The organism is Shewanella sp. (assembly GCF_047975355.1).
Classification (GTDB): Bacteria; Pseudomonadota; Gammaproteobacteria; order Enterobacterales; family Shewanellaceae; genus Shewanella.
Genome location: NZ_JBKEDJ010000025.1, coordinates 55,183 through 72,561 on the forward strand (window position 1 = coordinate 55,183; position 17,379 = coordinate 72,561).

Sequence of the window (17,379 nt, forward strand, 5' to 3'; positions counted from 1 at the left end):
AATGATGCAAACAGATCAACGAATTTTACTTGTCGGAACCCCATCAGAGCGCTTAAGTCGCCTGTGTTGCATTTTTGAATTTTTGGGCGAGCAAATCGAGATTTTCGCCATCGAAAAATTAAGCACTAGCCTCCAAGACACCCGTTATCGCGCTTTGGTGATAAGCACTGAGACTGTGTCCGTTGACGAATTAAAGTCGCTCGCGAATCAGTATCCATGGCAACCTATCTTGTCCTTTGGGAATGTGGGCGAGTTACAGGCTGCAAATATCCTAGGCCAAATCGAAGAACCATTAAACTATCCGCAGTTAACCGAGTTGCTGCATTTTTGCCAAGTGTATGGGCAGGTCAAACGTCCTCAAGTCCCAACCAGTGCTAATCAAACCAAACTATTCCGTAGCTTAGTGGGCCGTAGTGAAGGTATCGCCAATGTTCGTCATTTGATTAGCCAGGTTGCGACTTCTGATGCGACGGTGTTAGTGCTAGGGCAGTCGGGTACGGGTAAAGAAGTTGTCGCTCGTAACATTCATTACCTGTCTGAGCGCCGTGATGGTCCTTTTATTCCGGTTAACTGTGGCGCGATTCCGCCTGAGTTGCTGGAGAGTGAATTATTTGGTCATGAGAAGGGGTCCTTTACCGGCGCAATTAGCTCGCGCAAAGGCCGTTTCGAACTCGCCGAAGGTGGCACACTGTTTCTCGATGAAATTGGCGATATGCCTTTGCAGATGCAGGTAAAATTGCTGCGCGTGTTGCAAGAACGTGTTTTTGAACGTGTTGGCGGCACTAAGACGATTAACGCCGATGTGCGTGTTGTTGCTGCAACACACAGAGATCTCGAAAGCATGATCACCAGCAACGAGTTCCGTGAAGACCTTTATTACCGCCTCAACGTCTTTCCGATCGAAATGCCGGCGTTGAGTGACCGTAAGGATGACGTGCCTTTGCTGTTGCAAGAGTTGGTGAGCCGGGTTTATAACGAAGGGCGTGGCAAGGTACGCTTTACTCAGCGAGCGATTGAATCGTTAAAAGAACACGCTTGGTCGGGTAACGTGCGTGAACTTTCTAACCTGGTTGAGCGTTTAACGATTTTATATCCGGGCGGTTTAGTCGATGTGAATGACTTGCCCATCAAGTATCGCCATATCGATGTGCCTGAATACAGCATCGAGCTCAGTGAAGAACAACAGGAACGTGATGCATTGGCGTCCATCTTCACCAGTGAAGAGCCGGTTGAAATCCCTGAAACCCGTTTCCCGAGTGAGTTACCGCCGGAAGGGGTTAACCTTAAGGATCTGTTGGCTGAGCTTGAAATCGATATGATACGCCAAGCGTTAGAGCAGCAGGATAACGTGGTTGCGCGTGCCGCCGAAATGCTCGGTATTCGCCGTACTACCTTAGTCGAGAAAATGCGTAAATATGGAATGACTAAGGAATAGTCATTTCGCTGTTGCGTATCCTATTGTTTTACCTTTCTAAATTCATTTCTTAATTTGGCATAGAATCTGCAGTCATTCCGTTAGAAGCAATTTTTTGACGGAGTGACTATGTCAGCCCATCCACTAGCGCAACTTGAAACATTCAAGCACACTAGCAAACAATGGAACCAACTGCGTGAGGCCGCCAATATGTCCAATCGGATGGAGCATATTTTACAGGCTATGCCCTCTGGCGTGGTGATTTTGAACGGTGATGGCATTGTCACCGATGCAAACCCTGTTGCCGTGGAATTGCTGGAGCAGACGTTATGCGGCGTCCGCTGGATTGATGTGATCCATACGGCGTTTGCACCACAGGACGATGACGGCCATGAGGTGTCACTCCGTAATGGTCGCCGAGTCAAATTTGCGATTACCCCATTAACACCGGAGCCTGGTCAATTAATTGTACTGACGGATCTGACTGAAACCCGTCTATTGCAAAAGAATCTTTCGCATCTGCAACGCCTGTCAGCCCTCGGTAAAATGGTCGCGACGCTGGCGCATCAGGTGCGTACGCCATTATCGGCAGCACTGCTATATGCTGCGAATCTCGCCAGTCCTAAATTATCCGAATCCGCAAAGGTAAAATTTCAACAGAAGTTAGTGGATAGACTCAACGAACTTGAGCGCCAAGTGAACGATATGTTGCTGATGGCCAAAGGGCGGCAGGATGAATTGGGTGAGTTGGTAAACCTTGATGAGGTTATTAATACTGTCATGGCGAACTGCGAGCCGATAGTGGCTAAGCGAGGCGCAGCATTGACGGTAACTAATGCGTCCAATGGCTTGATGCTCGCGAATGTGAATGCACTGAGTTCTGCCGTTAATAATCTGGTGATGAATAGCCTTGAAGCTGGGGCGACGCAGATCAAAATCGTAGCCAATGATGTCGGCGAGCAGTTAGCCTTGAATGTGGTTGACAACGGCAAAGGGCTGGATGCCAATATGCAGCAAAAAGTATTAGAGCCTTTCTTTACCACAAAAGCACAAGGAACGGGTCTCGGTTTAGCCGTTGTGCAGTCTGTGGTACGCAATCATGGCGGCCAAATTCAATTAAGCTGTATGCCTGATAAAGGTTGCACTGTGTCGCTAACGTTCCCGCAGGCGAAATCTGCCACTGTATTGCCGTTGGAGAAACCCTATGTCTGAAGCCAAATTACTCTTAGTCGAAGACGATGCTTCACTGCGTGAGGCTTTGCTCGATACCTTAATGTTGGCGCAATACGACTGTATCGATGTGGCTTCCGGCGAGGAAGCCATTATCGCACTAAAACAGCATCAGTTTGACTTAGTGATCAGTGATGTGCAGATGCAAGGTATCGGCGGCTTAGGGCTATTAAATTACCTGCAGCAGCATCATCCCAAACTGCCCGTGTTGTTGATGACAGCGTATGCCACCATTGGTAGCGCAGTTAGTGCAATTAAATTGGGCGCAGTTGATTATTTGGCCAAACCCTTCGCTCCTGAGGTGTTGCTAAACCAAGTTTCCCGCTATTTGCCGCTCAAGCAAAGTGGCGATCAACCCGTCGTTGCCGATGAAAAGAGCCTGGCGCTGCTGTCACTGGCACAGCGAGTGGCGGCATCCGATGCCTCGGTGATGATCCTTGGACCAAGTGGTTCGGGTAAAGAAGTGTTAGCCCGTTATATTCATCAACATAGCAGCCGCGCCGACCAAGCGTTTGTGGCCATCAATTGTGCGGCCATCCCTGAGAATATGCTCGAGGCGACCTTATTTGGTTATGAAAAGGGTGCCTTTACAGGGGCTTATCAGGCGTGCCCTGGTAAATTTGAGCAGGCACAGGGCGGCACCTTATTACTCGATGAAATTTCAGAGATGGATTTGGGGTTACAGGCTAAACTGCTGCGCGTGTTGCAAGAGCGTGAAGTGGAGCGTTTAGGCGGTCGCAAAACCATTAAGTTAGATGTTCGGGTGCTTGCCACTTCGAATCGGGATTTAAAGGCCGTGGTTGCCGCAGGGCAATTCCGGGAAGATCTCTATTATCGCATTAACGTGTTTCCACTGACGTGGCCTGCACTGAATCAACGCCCTGCGGATATTTTGCCCTTAGCTCGGCATTTACTCGCGAAACACGCCAAGTCGCTAAATGTGCTTGATTTACCTGAGTTTGATGAGGCAGCTTGTCGTCGTTTACTCAGTCACCGCTGGCCGGGTAATGTGCGCGAGTTGGATAACGTTGTCCAACGCGCGTTAATTTTACGTGCTGGGGCTGTGATTACCGCCAACGATATTATTATCGATGCCCAAGATGTGCCTCTTTCATCCGATGAAGCCGAATACGCCAACGAGCCTGAAGGTTTAGGTGAAGAGTTGAAGGCGCAGGAGCATGTGATCATTCTTGAAACCTTAGCGCAATGCCAAGGTAGCCGTAAGTTGGTTGCCGAGAAACTCGGGATCAGTGCGCGTACCTTAAGATACAAGATGGCCAGAATGCGCGATATGGGGATTCAATTGCCCAACTAAGTCGGTTTTTGCAACCTAACTTGCACCTTTGCCACTGTGTTACCCTGTGGCAATTTCATATCTGACGATTCCCTCAATTCTTTTTAGCACGGCTAAGTGAAAACTTGGCCGTGCTTTTGCATATCCTGTTTATCTAGAGAGTTTAATCGTCAATAACTCGACGATGGGGAGCACGACATGCAAATTGGCGCGAATTCATTACTGCAAGAAATGCAGTCACTTCAAGGTGAAATCAAACCTTCTTTTGGGATTTCACCCAATAACATTGTGCAGCAAGTGAATAACACCAGCGGTGCTGACTTTGGACAACTCCTCTCCCAAGCCATTGGCAATGTAAGCGGTTTGCAGTCAACCTCATCGAATCTCGCGACCCGACTCGAAATGGGTGACACCACTGTGAGCCTTTCTGATACAGTTATCGCCCGCGAAAAGGCCAGTGTTGCCTTTGAAGCCACAGTCCAAGTGCGCAATAAGCTCGTTGAAGCTTATAAAGAAATAATGAGCATGCCTGTTTAGGCCAGTGAATAACGCAATTAGCAGGTACGAATCGTGAGCACAGAAATGATCGTCGGATCAAACGCCGGCGCAGTGGACCAAGGGGTCCAACAGGAAAATAAATCCGGCGTGCTGGGGAGTCTCGGTGGCGTCGATATGATGCGTCAAATCACCATGATTTTAGCCCTCGCCATTTGTTTGGCGTTAGCCGTGTTTGTCATGATCTGGGCTCAGGAGCCTGAGTATCGTCCATTAGGTAAAATGGAAACTCAGGAAATGGTTCAGGTACTCGATGTGCTTGATAAGAATAAAATTAAGTATCAAATCGATGTCGACGTCGTGAAGGTGCCTGAGGATAAATATCAAGAAGTTAAAATGATGCTTAGCCGTGCGGGCATCGATGGTGCTGCTTCTAGCAAAGATTTCCTCACTCAAGATAGTGGTTTTGGCGTGAGCCAAAGAATGGAACAGGCTCGCCTCAAGCATAGCCAAGAAGAAAACCTCGCCCGCGCGATTGAACAGTTACAAAGTGTTAGCCGCGCCAAAGTGATTTTAGCCCTACCAAAAGAAAACGTATTTGCCCGCAATACCGCACAGCCGAGCGCGACCGTTGTGATCAACACTCGCCGTGGCGGTTTAGGTCAAGGAGAGGTCGATGCCATTGTGGATATCGTCGCCTCTGCCGTACAGGGTTTAGAGCCTTCCCGCGTGACAGTGACGGACTCTAATGGCCGTTTACTCAATTCCGGTAGCCAAGATGGTGTATCTGCAAGAGCGCGCCGTGAGCTTGAGTTAGTCCAACAGAAAGAAGCCGAATACCGTACTAAAATTGACTCAATTCTATCGCCTATTCTCGGGCCCGATAATTTCACCTCCCAAGTGGATGTGAGCATGGATTTCACTGCGGTCGAGCAAACCGCTAAACGCTTCAATCCTGACTTACCGTCGCTACGCAGCGAAATGACGGTTGAGAATAATTCAACTGGCGGTTCAACTGGTGGTATTCCTGGCGCATTATCGAATCAACCCCCAATGGAATCTGATATTCCACAGGATACGACCACAGCGACTGAAAGCGTGACTGCAGGTAACTCGCACCGCGAAGCGACTCGCAATTTTGAATTAGACACCACCATCAGCCATACCCGTCAGCAAATTGGCGTAGTGCGCCGCGTGAGTGTGTCGGTTGCGGTGGACTTTAAACCGGGGGCAGCAGGTGAAAATGGCCAAGTTGCCCGCGTTGCCCGTACCGAGCAAGAGCTAACCAATATTCGCCGTTTATTAGAAGGTGCGGTAGGTTTTAGCGCGCAACGTGGTGATGTGCTGGAAGTGGTGACTGTTCCCTTTATGGATCAATTGGTTGAAGATGTACCAGCACCTGAGCTTTGGGAGCAACCTTGGTTCTGGCGTGCGGTCAAATTAGGTGTTGGTGCCTTAGTGATCTTAGTGCTGATCCTCGCCGTGGTTCGTCCAATGCTGAAACGCTTAATCTACCCAGATAATGTGAACATGCCTGAGGATTCAAGACTGGGTAATGAGTTGGCCGAGATTGAAGACCAATATGCCGCCGACACCTTAGGGATGCTCAATACCAAAGAAGCAGAGTATAGTTATGCCGACGATGGCTCAATTCTTATCCCTAATCTGCATAAAGATGATGATATGATTAAAGCTATCCGTGCGCTTGTGGCCAATGAGCCCGAGCTTTCAACCCAAGTCGTGAAAAACTGGTTACAAGACAATGGCTGAGAATAAATCAAAAGACGCCGCTGAAACCTCAAGTTTCAATATTAAGGATCTCAGTGGTATCGAAAAAACGGCAATTTTACTGTTAAGTTTGAGTGAAGCCGATGCCGCCTCCATTTTAAAGCACTTAGAACCTAAACAAGTGCAAAAGGTCGGTATGGCGATGGCGGCCATGGAAGACTTTGGCCAGGAAAAAGTCATCGGGGTGCACAAGCTATTTCTCGACGATATTCAAAAGTATTCTTCTATTGGCTTTAACAGCGAAGAGTTCGTCCGTAAGGCGTTAACGGCGGCCCTAGGTGAAGACAAAGCTGGTAATTTGATTGAACAAATTATCATGGGCAGCGGCGCCAAGGGCTTGGATTCACTTAAATGGATGGATGCCCGCCAAGTGGCAACTATCATTCAAAACGAACATCCACAGATCCAAACCATTGTTTTATCGTATTTAGAGCCTGATCAAGCGGCGGAAATTTTCGGCCAATTCCCTGAGAATACCCGTTTAGACTTAATGATGCGTATTGCTAACCTTGAAGAAGTGCAACCTGCGGCATTGCAGGAGTTAAACGACATCATGGAGAAACAATTCGCAGGCCAAGGTGGCGCGCAAGCGGCGAAAATGGGCGGCCTAAAAGCGGCTGCCAATATCATGAACTACCTCGATACAGGTATCGAAAGCCAGTTGATGGAAACCATGCGCGAAACCGACGAGGAAATGGCGCAGCAGATCCAAGACTTAATGTTCGTATTCGAAAACCTTATCGATGTGGACGACCGCGGTATTCAAACCTTGCTGCGTGAAGTGCAGCAGGATGTATTGATGAAGGCACTCAAAGGTACCGACGATCAGCTCAAAGACAAAATTTTGGGCAATATGTCAAAACGGGCCGCCGAATTGCTGCGTGACGATTTAGAAGCCATGGGCCCGATCCGGATTAGTGAAGTGGAAATCGCTCAAAAAGAAATTCTGTCAATTGCACGTCGTTTAAGTGACAGCGGTGAAATCATGTTAGGCGGCGGTGGCGGCGATGAGTTCCTCTAATCGGAGTGACAACAGCGACAATAAACTGTCCCATCGGGTGGTGAGCGACTCAGAGATTGAGTTCAGCCATTGGCAATTACCCGATGTGACAGAAACCGAAGAGGCGAGTATTTCTAACCTGTTTGGTTATTCTGCTCAGCAGCATGCGCCTAAGGCTGTGGTCGCAGAAACCATCGCGCCGCCGACGATGGCAGAAATTGAAGATATTCGTGCTCAAGCCGAAGAAGAAGGCTTTAACGAAGGCAAAACCCAAGGTTATGCCGAAGGGTTAGAGCAAGGTAGGCTCGAGGGCTTAGAGCAAGGTCATACAGAAGGGCTGGCACAAGGGCATGAGCAGGGGCTCGAAGCCGGGCTTGCCGAGGCAAAGGCTTTGGTCACGCGTTTTGAAGGGCTGTTAAGTCAGTTTGAAAAGCCATTGCAATTACTCGATGGCGATATTGAGCATTCATTAATGACGCTCACTATGACGTTAGCTAAATCTGTGATTGGTCATGAACTCAAAACCCATCCAGAGCAAATCTTATCTGCGCTGCGTTTAGGCGTTGAATCGCTGCCAATCAAGGAGCAAAGCGTCAGTATTCGCCTGCACCCCGATGATGTCGCCTTGGTGGAACAGTTATATACCAGTACCCAATTGAACCGTAACCAATGGCAATTAGAGGCAGATCCTAGCTTAAATGCGGGGGATTGTATTATCAGCAGCCAACGTTCGTTGGTGGATTTAACCCTGTCCTCGCGCATCGATGCTGTATTTGAGTCATTACGAAATCAACAGTCCCATTTAGGTCATCAGCAACAACAGCGCCAAGCAGTCCTCGATGAGGAAAACGCAACAAAAGTTGCCTCGACAACCGAGCTTGGTGACGAAGCACAGAGTCACCTGTCTCAAGATGATGGAGAGCAAGATGCAAAATCGCCGCCATCAACTGCTGAATAAACTAAATCACTGCATAGACAAAGTCCCGCCGTTTCGAGCTATCGCCAGTGGTCAATTGGTGCGTGTCGTTGGTTTAACTTTAGAGGCTAGTGGTTGTCGCGCGCCCGTGGGCAGCCTGTGCTCCATCGAAACCATGGCGGGAGAGCTGATTGCAGAAGTTGTCGGTTTCGATGATGAACTTCTGTATCTGATGCCAATTGAAGAATTGCGTGGCGTGTTACCCGGCGCAAGGGTGATTCCCCTTGGCGAGCAGGCGGGGCTCAGTGTGGGCTTATCCCTGTTAGGGCGTGTGCTCGATGGTAATGGTGTGCCTTTAGATGGTCTTGGCGCATTATCAACGGAGCAGCAGGCGCCGCGTCATAGCTCTGCTATCAATCCGCTTTCTCGCCGTGCGATCACCGAACCGCTCGATGTGGGCGTTCGTGCCATCAATGCCATGTTGACCGTTGGTAAGGGCCAACGTATGGGCTTGTTTGCGGGCTCAGGTGTAGGTAAGAGTGTGCTGTTAGGTATGATGACTCGTGGCACGACTGCTGACATTATTGTGGTGGGGCTGGTGGGTGAACGTGGCCGCGAAGTAAAAGAATTTATTGAAGAAATCCTCGGGGAAAAGGGCAGAGCACGCTCCGTTGTGGTGGCGGCGCCCGCCGATACCTCACCCTTGATGCGTCTGCGCGCCTGTGAAACTTCTACGCGTATCGCTGAGTATTTTCGGGATTTAGGCTATAACGTATTGTTATTAATGGATAGCTTGACTCGTTACGCCCAAGCGCAGCGGGAGATTGCCCTAGCCGTAGGTGAGCCGCCGGCCACTAAAGGTTATCCACCTTCGGTATTTGCGAAATTGCCGCGTCTGGTCGAACGGGCGGGCAATGGCGGCCCAGGGCAAGGTTCCATCACCGCATTTTATACCGTACTGACTGAGGGCGACGATCAACAGGATCCGATTGCCGATGCTTCCCGAGCGATCCTCGACGGCCATATCGTGCTCTCACGCTCGCTTGCAGATTCTGGACACTATCCCGCCATTGATATTGAGGCTTCCATTAGCCGTGTGGCACCTATGGTGATTTCGAACGAACACTTAGAAGCCATGCGCCGCGTCAAGCAGACCTATTCACTCTATCAACAGAATAAGGATCTGATTTCGATTGGCGCTTATGCCCAAGGTAGCGATCCTCGAATCGATAACGCGATACGTCTGCAACCTGCAATGAACGCCTTCTTAAGGCAGACCATGCGTGATGCCTTTAGTTTTGCCGATAGCCAAGTCATGCTTGGACAACTCGCGGCGCAATGTAAATAATCGAGACTGTTATGGCGAATGCCGATCCCCTTTTACTGGTATTAAAATTAGCCCTCGATGCAGAGGAGCAGGCCGCGCTGTTGCTAAAATCGGCGCAATTAGAGTGTCAAAAGCGTCAAAATCAGTTGGATGCACTCAACAACTATCGTCTGGACTATATGAAACAGATGCAGTCTCAGCAGGGACAGGCCATCAGCGCCAGCCATTACCACCAATTTCACCGTTTTATCCGGCAAATCGATGAGGCCATTGCTCAGCAAAATCGTGTGGTCGCCGATGGTGAGAAGCAAAAAAACTACCGTCAGCAGTATTGGCTCGAGAAACAAAAAAAACGTAAGGCGGTTGAATTGCTCTTAGAGAATAAAGAGAAGAAACGTCAAGCCGTTGAGTTGAAGAAAGAGCAAAAGATGACTGATGAATTTGCCTCACAACAGTTTTTTCGTCGTAAGAAATAATCATCCTATCTCGCTGTTGTTGCTTGAGTTAGTCATTCCTATTTGTTGGCACTTTATTTGCTTGCTTTATATCAAATATAGCCTAAGCCGCATAAATTGACGTTTTCCCTCTCGCTTTTAGTTCCAAGGGCGAATGTTTAGGAGCTGATATGCAACAAATTAACAATATCCTATTAGCGTCAAGCGCAAAAAATAGCGCTGGCTCAAGTAAAGCATTGACTCAAGATGCTAATAGTGAAGACTTTTCTGCTGCGTTGGCTTCAGTCACCTCCATGTCCTCCCCCTCGACTAAAGCCACAGTTGTACAAGAGTCGTCCGCTAAATCGGCGAAAGTGGAAACGAGCGCTGATGAAACCAATGGCGACGATGACGCCGATATCAACTTGATTTTTGCCCAGATAGGTATGGCAAATGAGATGAAAAAAGCGGCTGCAACGGGCGAAGCTTTGCCGCTTGCAGCGGATATTGCGGCAACTGAAGACGCTGACTCTGCATCCTCTTCCGTATTGGCCGATGAGCTTTCTCAAACAGAAGACCCTACTGTGGTTGGCACCTTTTCCGATGAACTGGCTCAGTTTGCTTCGTCAAATACAACGAGCCTTAGCAATACAAAGCTTGATGCTGGTGCTGAGTCGGGAGAAACAGAACCGTTAGCTCAAACTCAAGCCGGACAAAGTGCCGCAAAAATTGTGACACTGCTCTCCCAACAGCAAGCTTCACAACAGAAAGCTGCTGATGAAAGTGTGGAGCAACAGCTTCCTGCGGATGTCGATGCACAGATTGTTGCGGCTGCGGCAGTTGAAGATTCAGATACTCAAGGCGCCTCTGTCGATGATTCGCTGACGATTGATGATGCATCCTTACTCACTGGTCTGCGGACTGAAAAATTTGTTAAACCGCCCGAAAATAATATTTTACCCATAGAAGGTGAATCTATCTTAGGTGCGAAAGAGCTTGGTACAAAAGAATTCGGCACAAAGGAGATGGAACTGAGTGGTAAGACAATTAATCTGTCGACGCATGCTGTGGATAAAGCCATTGCACCTCAAACCATGACGTTCCAAGCCGTTGATAATCAAGCATCAATAAATACAACAACTGCCGCGAATACTAAAGATCTTAATACCTTAGGTACTAATACGTTAGGGGCGGTAACTATTGATCCCAGCCTTGCAACCGACAACCCATCCCGCTCCGAAATCTCTGCTGGTTTATTGTTAAAAGACGCTAAGTTAGCGGTTACTCTCGATGCGCAGCAAGATAGCCGTATCTCTTCTTTTAGTTATGGTAGTGAAGAGGCGGGGAGCGAGTTCAAACCAGTGGATTTCAAACCTGTATCTTCTTCAGTGCATTCTTTGGCTGCGCAGGCGATGCATCGCCCGGATACTCCTCAAATACAGCTTTCCTTACGTCAAGGTGTTGAGACTCAAAACCAAATGCAGGAAATGATCCAGCGCTTTTCGCCCGTGATGAAACAGCAACTGGTGACTATGGTAAGCCAAGGGATCCAGCAGGCGGAAATTCGTTTAGATCCGCCAGAACTGGGGCATATGTTAGTTAAAGTCCAAGTGCATGGCGACCAGACTCAAGTGCAGTTCCATGTGACGCAATCACAGACCCGTGATGTGGTAGAACAAGCGATTCCGCGTTTACGTGAATTATTACAGGAACAAGGTTTGCAACTGGCCGACAGTCATGTCTCCCAAGGTGACCAAGGTCAGCGCCGTGAGGGGGAATTTGGTGAAGCTGGCGGGTCGAGCGGTGTAAATGTGGATGATTTCTCGGCAGAAGAGCTAGATTTAGGTTTAAATCAAGCAACTAGTTTAAATTCAGGTATAGATTATTACGCTTAAGAAGGTAACCTATAGTGATAAAGCGGATTATGCGCCAAGCCCTGATCCCATTCCCGAATTTAGCCAATTAAAGAGTACAGAAAATGGCCAAGGAAGAATCATTAGAACTTGAAAGCACCGAAGCGCCAAAGAGTAAGAAGAAGTTATTTATTTTTGTCGGCGCGGGCGTGTTTGCAGCCCTGCTAATAGGTGGCGCTTTGTGGTTTTTCCTCGGCAGTAGTGATGAGGCTCCTGAAGTCGCGGCCGAAGGTGCCGCACCAACGGAGACTGCAACGCCTGCCGCGGAAGCAGCAATGGCGGCCTATGTGCCTATGCCTCGTCCGTTTTTATTTAATCTCCCTGGGCCAGATCGTGCTCGTCTCGTTGAAATAAAAGTGCAACTAATGGTCAGAGGCCAAGACGATGATGTATTGACCCAAAAGCACATTCCGTTGATTGAGGATGCGCTGTTAACCACCTTTAGCGGCGCCGATGTACAAAAACTGAGTACTCAGGCGGGTAAGGATGAATTACGGCAATTAGCCTTGCTGAGTGTACAAAATACCTTGCAATCAGTGACCGGACGTAAAGTGGTTGAGAAAGTACTCTTCACCGGTTTTGTAATGCAATGACCTTTTATCTTCAGCACTTTAAAGAGGCGAAGACAATACTGTGAGTGATTTATTAAGCCAAGACGAAATTGATGCGCTCTTACACGGAGTCGATGACGTCGAAGAGGATAATGAGCTTGATGCCGCGGGGCTGGAAGCTCGCTCCTACGACTTTTCCTCCCAAGACCGTATTGTGCGTGGCCGTATGCCCACGCTCGAAATTGTGAATGAGCGTTTTGCCCGTCACCTGCGGATCAGTATGTTCAACATGATGCGTCGTGCGGCCGAAGTGTCGATTAACGGCGTACAAATGCTCAAGTTTGGTGAGTACGTACATACCTTATTCGTCCCAACTAGCCTGAATATGGTGCGCTTCCATCCCTTAAAAGGTACGGCGCTAATCACCATGGACGCGCGCTTAGTGTTTATTCTGGTGGACAACTTTTTTGGTGGCGATGGCCGTTTCCATGCCAAGATTGAAGGACGGGAATTTACCCCTACCGAACGCCGCATCGTTCAATTGTTGCTTAAAATTATCTTCGAAGACTACAAAGATGCTTGGGCGCCTGTAATGGACGTGGAGTTTGATTATTTAGACTCCGAAGTGAACCCTGCGATGGCGAACATCGTCAGTCCTACCGAAGTGGTGGTCATTAATTCCTTCCATATCGAAGTGGATGGTGGTGGCGGTGACTTCCACATCACTATGCCTTATTCGATGATTGAACCTATCCGTGAACTGCTCGATGCCGGTGTGCAGAGTGATAAGCAAGACACGGACATGCGTTGGTCACAGGCATTGCATGACGAGATTATGGACGTTAAGGTCGGCTTTGATGCCACAGTCGTTGAGCATGAACTCACACTCAAAGACGTAATGAACTTTAAGGCTGGGGATATTATTCCTATTGAATTGCCAGAGTACATTATGATGAAAATCGAAGACTTACCGACATATCGCTGTAAAATGGGGCGCTCACGCGATAATCTAGCACTTAAAATTTACGAAAAAATCCCACGCCCTGAAACGGTCAAATCCGAGCTGCAATTAGTGACGCGTAAAGGCAAAGCCAGAGACATATCTGAATTATAAAGGTGAAGTGAGATGAGTACAGATGATGATTGGGCAGCGGCCATGGCCGAGCAAGCATTGGAAGAAGCTAATGCCATTGATCTTGACGAGCTTGTAGACGAGTCGCAGCCAATTAGTAAGGCCGAAGCCGCCAAACTAGACACAATTTTAGATATTCCAGTGACGATTTCGATGGAAGTTGGGCGCAGTTATATCAGCATTCGTAACCTGTTGCAGCTGAACCAAGGTTCAGTCGTTGAACTCGATAGAGTTGCCGGTGAACCCTTGGATGTGATGGTCAATGGCACACTTATCGCCCATGGCGAAGTCGTTGTGGTTAACGATAAGTTTGGTATTCGCCTAACGGATGTGATCAGTCAAACCGAGCGGATTAAAAAGCTTAAGTAATTAACCGATAAACACAAAGCCTGAAGGAGCGAGATGAGCACATCGGTAATTCTTAGTCTAGTAGCAGCGACTCAGGCGAGTGTTGCTGGTGTTGCCAACGAAAGTGCTACGGCAGCAACGAAAGTGGCTGAACCCTCGCAAATGGCCGCTGCAGCGAGCATGCTCGGCGGTCTTATTTTAGTGTTATTGCTTATCTTCGCCTTAGCTTACCTGCTGCGGCGATTCAATTTAGTACCAACTAATCACAGTGTGCTGAAAACTCTTGCGGTAACATCCCTTGGGCAGAAAGAACGTTTGGTGTTGGTTCAGGTTGGCGAGCAGCAATATTTGTTGGGTGTTAGCGGGCAACAAGTTAATTTAATTGATAAATTAGCTGAACCTATCGAAATTGAGTCCACTTCCTTTGCGGACAAGCTACGGCAGGCGAAATTAAAACAATGATGAAGTACATACTCACCTTAATTGGGGTCAGTACCCTGTTGTTTGCCGCATCGGTGGGCGCGGCCGATGGTGTATTGCCGGCGGTCACTGTAAAAACTGCCGCCGATGGTTCGACCGAATATTCGGTGACCATGCAAATCCTGTTGCTAATGACCTCGCTGAGCTTTATCCCAGCTATGGTCATTATGTTGACCTCCTTTACCCGCATCATAGTGGTGCTATCGATTTTGCGCCAAGCCATTGGTTTACAACAGACACCTTCTAACCAAGTTTTGATTGGTATGAGCCTGTTTATGACCTTTTTCATTATGGCGCCGGTGTTCGACAAAATTTATGACCAAGGGGTCAAGCCTTATATCGATGAGCAGCTCACGCTGCAGCAGGCCTTCGATAAGGGCAAAGAGCCATTACGGGCATTTATGTTAGGTCAAGTGCGTACCACAGATCTGAAAACCTTTATCGATATCTCGGGGTATCAAAACATTAATTCCCCAGAAGAAGCGCCAATGAGCGTGTTGGTGCCAGCTTTTATCACCAGCGAACTTAAAACCGCCTTCCAAATTGGCTTTATGTTGTTTGTGCCTTTCCTGGTGCTTGATCTCGTGGTGGCCAGTATCTTGATGGCCATGGGTATGATGATGCTCTCGCCGATGATTGTTTCTTTACCCTTTAAGATCATGCTGTTTGTGCTTGTCGATGGCTGGGGCCTAGTGATGGGCACACTCGCCAATAGCTTTGGTTAGACGAGCGGAGATTCGCGATGACGCCAGAAGCCCTAATCGATATTTTCCGTGAAGCCTTAGCCGTGATTGTCATGATGGTTTCGGCCATCGTGCTGCCAGGGCTGGGTATTGGCTTAATTGTGGCGGTGTTCCAAGCCGCTACCTCAATTAACGAACAGACCTTAAGCTTTTTACCTCGATTGATAGTGACCTTACTGGCCTTGATGGTCATGGGACACTGGTTAGTGCAAACTCTTATGGATTTCTTTATCGAAATGGTTAACCGTATTCCCCAAGTGGTGGGTTAAGTCCATGGAGCTGCTGCTCGACACCTTAATGCAAACCATCGCCTCTTACATGTGGCCATTGTTTCGTGTGACCAGCATGTTGATGGTCATGGTGGTGTTTGGTGCTACGACAACCCCGACTCGAGTTCGTTTACTCTTAGCGGTGGCGATCACTCTGGCCATTGCACCAGTATTACCGCCCGTTAAGGATGCGGAGCTCTTTTCCTTAAGTGCTGTTTTTATTACCGCTCAGCAAATTATTATTGGTGTCGCCATGGGCTTTGTAACCCAAATGGTGATGCAAACCTTTGTGTTAACGGGCCAGATCATTGGTATGCAAACCAGCTTAGGTTTTGCCTCTATGGTTGACCCTGGTTCTGGCCAACAAACGCCAGTGATAGGTAACTTCTTTTTATTACTCGCGACGTTGATTTTTCTCGCCGTCGATGGACATTTGTTGATGATCCGCATGCTTGTCGCCAGTTTTGAGACCTTACCTATTTCGAATCAAGGATTAACCTTGACAAGTTATCGCTCGTTGGCGGAATGGGGCTCCTATATGTTTGGCGCGGCACTCACTATGTCGCTTTCGGCAATTATTGCCTTATTGGTCGTGAATTTATCCTTCGGGGTCATGACCCGCGCCGCGCCGCAACTCAACATTTTTTCGATAGGTTTTCCAATCACTATGATTGGTGGACTGCTCATTTTATGGTTGACCTTGACTCCCGTGATGGCTCATTTCGAAGAAGTCTGGGCGTCGGCACAGCTTTTGCTTTGCGATATTTTGGGGCTTCAGTGTCAAGTCGATGGCATACTTTAACCGGATAGGAACGCGTAATGGCTGAAGAAAGTAGCGGCGAACGCAGCGAGGAACCCACCGGGAGGCGCCTCGAACAGGCGCGAGAAAAGGGGCAGGTAGCCCGTTCAAAAGAGTTAGGTACCGCGACCGTGTTACTCTCGGCAGCGACAGGGTTTTATATGCTTGGCCCTGGGATTGCTAAAGCACTTTCTAATGTGTTTGAGCGCGTCTTTACCATGGACCGCGCAGCAATTTTTGATACGAACCAGATGTTCAATGTATGGGGCGTCGTGGGGAGCGAGATTGGCTGGCCGCTACTCAAGATTATGTCACTGATTGTGGTGGTGGCATTTATCGGTAACGTATCCCTTGGTGGGATGAATTTTTCAACCCAAGCCATGATGCCCAAGGCCAGCAAAATGAGTCCGATTGCAGGCTTTAAGCGGATGTTTGGTGTGCAGGCCTTGGTTGAATTAACCAAAGGGATTGCCAAGTTTTCCGTGGTGGCCATTGCGGCTTATTTTCTTCTAACTTATTATTTTAACGATATTTTACTCCTGTCTGCCGATCATCTTCCCGGTAACGTTTATCACGCTTTGGATTTATTGGTGTGGATGTTTATTCTGCTTTGTTCCTCAGTATTGGTGATAGTGGTGATCGATGTGCCCTTCCAGATCTGGAACCACAACAAGCAACTGAAAATGACCAAGCAGGAAGTTAAAGACGAATATAAAGATACCGAGGGTAAACCTGAGGTCAAAGGTCGAGTTCGACAAATGCAGCGTGAATTAGCGCAGCGACGCATGATGGCTGAAGTCCCCAATGCGGATGTGATTGTGGTGAACCCGGAGCATTATGCGGTGGCCATTAAATACGATGTAAAGCGCTCAGCCGCGCCTTTTGTAATCGCTAAGGGTGTGGACGAAGTGGCGTTTAAAATTCGTGAGGTGGCAAGGGCACATAATATTGCTATCGTCTCTGCACCGCCGCTTGCGCGGGCAATTTATCACACCACTAAGCTTGATCAGCAGATCCCTGAGGGCCTATTTACCGCGGTCGCACAGGTGCTCGCTTACGTGTTCCAGTTACGCCAGTACCAAAAAGGTCGTGGCCGTAAACCTATCCCAATTCCTGTTAATCAACCCATTCCTGACGAGCTGAAACACTAGTTAAGTGTTAGGTTAGTGAAGTGAATGTTCACAGATACAAAGACCACAACTTGAAGTGCTAGTGGTTGGCGCGCTTTTTGCTTGCAGGCTGTTAT

The 17,379-nt window shown here is 48.4% G+C and carries 18 protein-coding genes; all 18 read left to right on the plus strand.

Annotated elements, in window-relative coordinates:
• Position 1: 1 nt before the first annotated feature.
• The 18 genes from ACK5NH_RS08690 to flhB all read left to right on the plus strand — a co-directional run bounded on the left by ACK5NH_RS08690 (position 2) and on the right by flhB (position 17,284).
• Complete coding sequence (locus tag ACK5NH_RS08690) at positions 2 to 1,435, plus strand: sigma-54 dependent transcriptional regulator (protein WP_416919257.1); 1,434 nt, start codon at positions 2 to 4, stop codon at positions 1,433 to 1,435.
• 108 nt (positions 1,436 to 1,543) lie between these two features.
• The gene (locus ACK5NH_RS08695; protein ID WP_416919259.1) at positions 1,544 to 2,626 is read left to right on the plus strand and encodes a sensor histidine kinase; all 1,083 of its coding nucleotides are present in this window, start codon (positions 1,544 to 1,546) and stop codon (positions 2,624 to 2,626) included.
• Complete coding sequence (locus ACK5NH_RS08700; RefSeq protein ID WP_416919261.1) at positions 2,619 to 3,959, plus strand: sigma-54-dependent transcriptional regulator; 1,341 nt, start codon at positions 2,619 to 2,621, stop codon at positions 3,957 to 3,959. The genes ACK5NH_RS08695 and ACK5NH_RS08700 overlap by 8 nt, the downstream gene beginning before the upstream one ends.
• Positions 3,960 to 4,136: 177 nt before the next feature.
• Complete coding sequence (gene fliE / locus ACK5NH_RS08705) at positions 4,137 to 4,475, plus strand: flagellar hook-basal body complex protein FliE (RefSeq protein WP_011625692.1); 339 nt, start codon at positions 4,137 to 4,139, stop codon at positions 4,473 to 4,475.
• Between the two features lie 45 nt (positions 4,476 to 4,520).
• Complete coding sequence (gene fliF / locus ACK5NH_RS08710; protein WP_416919406.1) at positions 4,521 to 6,203, plus strand: flagellar basal-body MS-ring/collar protein FliF; 1,683 nt, start codon at positions 4,521 to 4,523, stop codon at positions 6,201 to 6,203.
• On the plus strand, positions 6,196 to 7,242 hold the full coding sequence (gene fliG / locus ACK5NH_RS08715) for a flagellar motor switch protein FliG (protein ID WP_416919263.1): 1,047 nt from the start codon (positions 6,196 to 6,198) through the stop codon (positions 7,240 to 7,242). Before fliF ends, fliG begins: the two co-directional genes overlap by 8 nt.
• Positions 7,229 to 8,179, plus strand: coding sequence for a flagellar assembly protein FliH (gene fliH, locus ACK5NH_RS08720; protein WP_416919265.1), 951 nt, complete (start codon positions 7,229 to 7,231; stop codon positions 8,177 to 8,179). The genes fliG and fliH overlap by 14 nt, the downstream gene beginning before the upstream one ends.
• On the plus strand, positions 8,148 to 9,485 hold the full coding sequence (gene fliI / locus ACK5NH_RS08725) for a flagellar protein export ATPase FliI (RefSeq protein WP_416919267.1): 1,338 nt from the start codon (positions 8,148 to 8,150) through the stop codon (positions 9,483 to 9,485). Before fliH ends, fliI begins: the two co-directional genes overlap by 32 nt.
• A gap of 11 nt (positions 9,486 to 9,496) precedes the next feature.
• On the plus strand, positions 9,497 to 9,940 hold the full coding sequence (gene fliJ, locus ACK5NH_RS08730; RefSeq protein ID WP_416919268.1) for a flagellar export protein FliJ: 444 nt from the start codon (positions 9,497 to 9,499) through the stop codon (positions 9,938 to 9,940).
• A gap of 149 nt (positions 9,941 to 10,089) precedes the next feature.
• Positions 10,090 to 11,793, plus strand: a complete 1,704-nt coding sequence (locus tag ACK5NH_RS08735) for a flagellar hook-length control protein FliK (RefSeq protein ID WP_416919270.1) — start codon at positions 10,090 to 10,092, stop codon at positions 11,791 to 11,793.
• Between the two features lie 83 nt (positions 11,794 to 11,876).
• The gene (gene fliL, locus ACK5NH_RS08740; RefSeq protein ID WP_416919272.1) at positions 11,877 to 12,404 is read left to right on the plus strand and encodes a flagellar basal body-associated protein FliL; all 528 of its coding nucleotides are present in this window, start codon (positions 11,877 to 11,879) and stop codon (positions 12,402 to 12,404) included.
• 40 nt (positions 12,405 to 12,444) lie between these two features.
• Positions 12,445 to 13,476: a flagellar motor switch protein FliM gene (gene fliM, locus ACK5NH_RS08745; RefSeq protein ID WP_416919274.1), complete on the plus strand. Its 1,032-nt coding sequence runs from the start codon at positions 12,445 to 12,447 to the stop codon at positions 13,474 to 13,476.
• Between the two features lie 12 nt (positions 13,477 to 13,488).
• On the plus strand, positions 13,489 to 13,863 hold the full coding sequence (gene fliN / locus ACK5NH_RS08750) for a flagellar motor switch protein FliN (RefSeq protein WP_011716424.1): 375 nt from the start codon (positions 13,489 to 13,491) through the stop codon (positions 13,861 to 13,863).
• A 33-nt stretch (positions 13,864 to 13,896) separates the two neighbouring features.
• The gene (fliO, locus tag ACK5NH_RS08755) at positions 13,897 to 14,304 is read left to right on the plus strand and encodes a flagellar biosynthetic protein FliO (RefSeq protein ID WP_374895449.1); all 408 of its coding nucleotides are present in this window, start codon (positions 13,897 to 13,899) and stop codon (positions 14,302 to 14,304) included.
• On the plus strand, positions 14,301 to 15,047 hold the full coding sequence (gene fliP / locus ACK5NH_RS08760; protein WP_011622079.1) for a flagellar type III secretion system pore protein FliP: 747 nt from the start codon (positions 14,301 to 14,303) through the stop codon (positions 15,045 to 15,047). Before fliO ends, fliP begins: the two co-directional genes overlap by 4 nt.
• Before the next feature lie 17 nt (positions 15,048 to 15,064).
• Positions 15,065 to 15,334, plus strand: a complete 270-nt coding sequence (fliQ, locus tag ACK5NH_RS08765; protein ID WP_011622080.1) for a flagellar biosynthesis protein FliQ — start codon at positions 15,065 to 15,067, stop codon at positions 15,332 to 15,334.
• 4 nt (positions 15,335 to 15,338) lie between these two features.
• Positions 15,339 to 16,136 carry a flagellar biosynthetic protein FliR gene (fliR, locus tag ACK5NH_RS08770; protein ID WP_416919278.1) on the plus strand — a complete coding sequence of 266 codons (798 nt, stop codon included), beginning with the start codon at positions 15,339 to 15,341 and terminating at the stop codon, positions 16,134 to 16,136.
• 17 nt (positions 16,137 to 16,153) lie between these two features.
• Entirely contained in the window at positions 16,154 to 17,284 is a 1,131-nt protein-coding gene (flhB, locus tag ACK5NH_RS08775) for a flagellar biosynthesis protein FlhB (RefSeq protein ID WP_416919280.1), read from the plus strand.
• The last annotated feature ends 95 nt before the right edge of the window (positions 17,285 to 17,379 follow it).

What these genes read in the sequence shown, in the direction of transcription:
- ACK5NH_RS08690 (WP_416919257.1), top strand. Translation starts at nt 2, where the DNA reads ATGATGCAAACAGATCAACGAATTTTACTTGTCGGAACCCCATCAGAG.
- ACK5NH_RS08695 (WP_416919259.1), top strand. Translation starts at nt 1,544, where the DNA reads ATGTCAGCCCATCCACTAGCGCAACTTGAAACATTCAAGCACACTAGC.
- ACK5NH_RS08700 (WP_416919261.1), top strand. Translation starts at nt 2,619, where the DNA reads ATGTCTGAAGCCAAATTACTCTTAGTCGAAGACGATGCTTCACTGCGT.
- fliE (WP_011625692.1), top strand. Translation starts at nt 4,137, where the DNA reads ATGCAAATTGGCGCGAATTCATTACTGCAAGAAATGCAGTCACTTCAA.
- fliF (WP_416919406.1), top strand. Translation starts at nt 4,521, where the DNA reads ATGATCGTCGGATCAAACGCCGGCGCAGTGGACCAAGGGGTCCAACAG.
- fliG (WP_416919263.1), top strand. Translation starts at nt 6,196, where the DNA reads ATGGCTGAGAATAAATCAAAAGACGCCGCTGAAACCTCAAGTTTCAAT.
- fliH (WP_416919265.1), top strand. Translation starts at nt 7,229, where the DNA reads ATGAGTTCCTCTAATCGGAGTGACAACAGCGACAATAAACTGTCCCAT.
- fliI (WP_416919267.1), top strand. Translation starts at nt 8,148, where the DNA reads ATGCAAAATCGCCGCCATCAACTGCTGAATAAACTAAATCACTGCATA.
- fliJ (WP_416919268.1), top strand. Translation starts at nt 9,497, where the DNA reads ATGGCGAATGCCGATCCCCTTTTACTGGTATTAAAATTAGCCCTCGAT.
- ACK5NH_RS08735 (WP_416919270.1), top strand. Translation starts at nt 10,090, where the DNA reads ATGCAACAAATTAACAATATCCTATTAGCGTCAAGCGCAAAAAATAGC.
- fliL (WP_416919272.1), top strand. Translation starts at nt 11,877, where the DNA reads ATGGCCAAGGAAGAATCATTAGAACTTGAAAGCACCGAAGCGCCAAAG.
- fliN (WP_011716424.1), top strand. Translation starts at nt 13,489, where the DNA reads ATGAGTACAGATGATGATTGGGCAGCGGCCATGGCCGAGCAAGCATTG.
- fliO (WP_374895449.1), top strand. Translation starts at nt 13,897, where the DNA reads ATGAGCACATCGGTAATTCTTAGTCTAGTAGCAGCGACTCAGGCGAGT.
- fliP (WP_011622079.1), top strand. Translation starts at nt 14,301, where the DNA reads ATGATGAAGTACATACTCACCTTAATTGGGGTCAGTACCCTGTTGTTT.
- fliQ (WP_011622080.1), top strand. Translation starts at nt 15,065, where the DNA reads ATGACGCCAGAAGCCCTAATCGATATTTTCCGTGAAGCCTTAGCCGTG.
- fliR (WP_416919278.1), top strand. Translation starts at nt 15,339, where the DNA reads ATGGAGCTGCTGCTCGACACCTTAATGCAAACCATCGCCTCTTACATG.
- flhB (WP_416919280.1), top strand. Translation starts at nt 16,154, where the DNA reads ATGGCTGAAGAAAGTAGCGGCGAACGCAGCGAGGAACCCACCGGGAGG.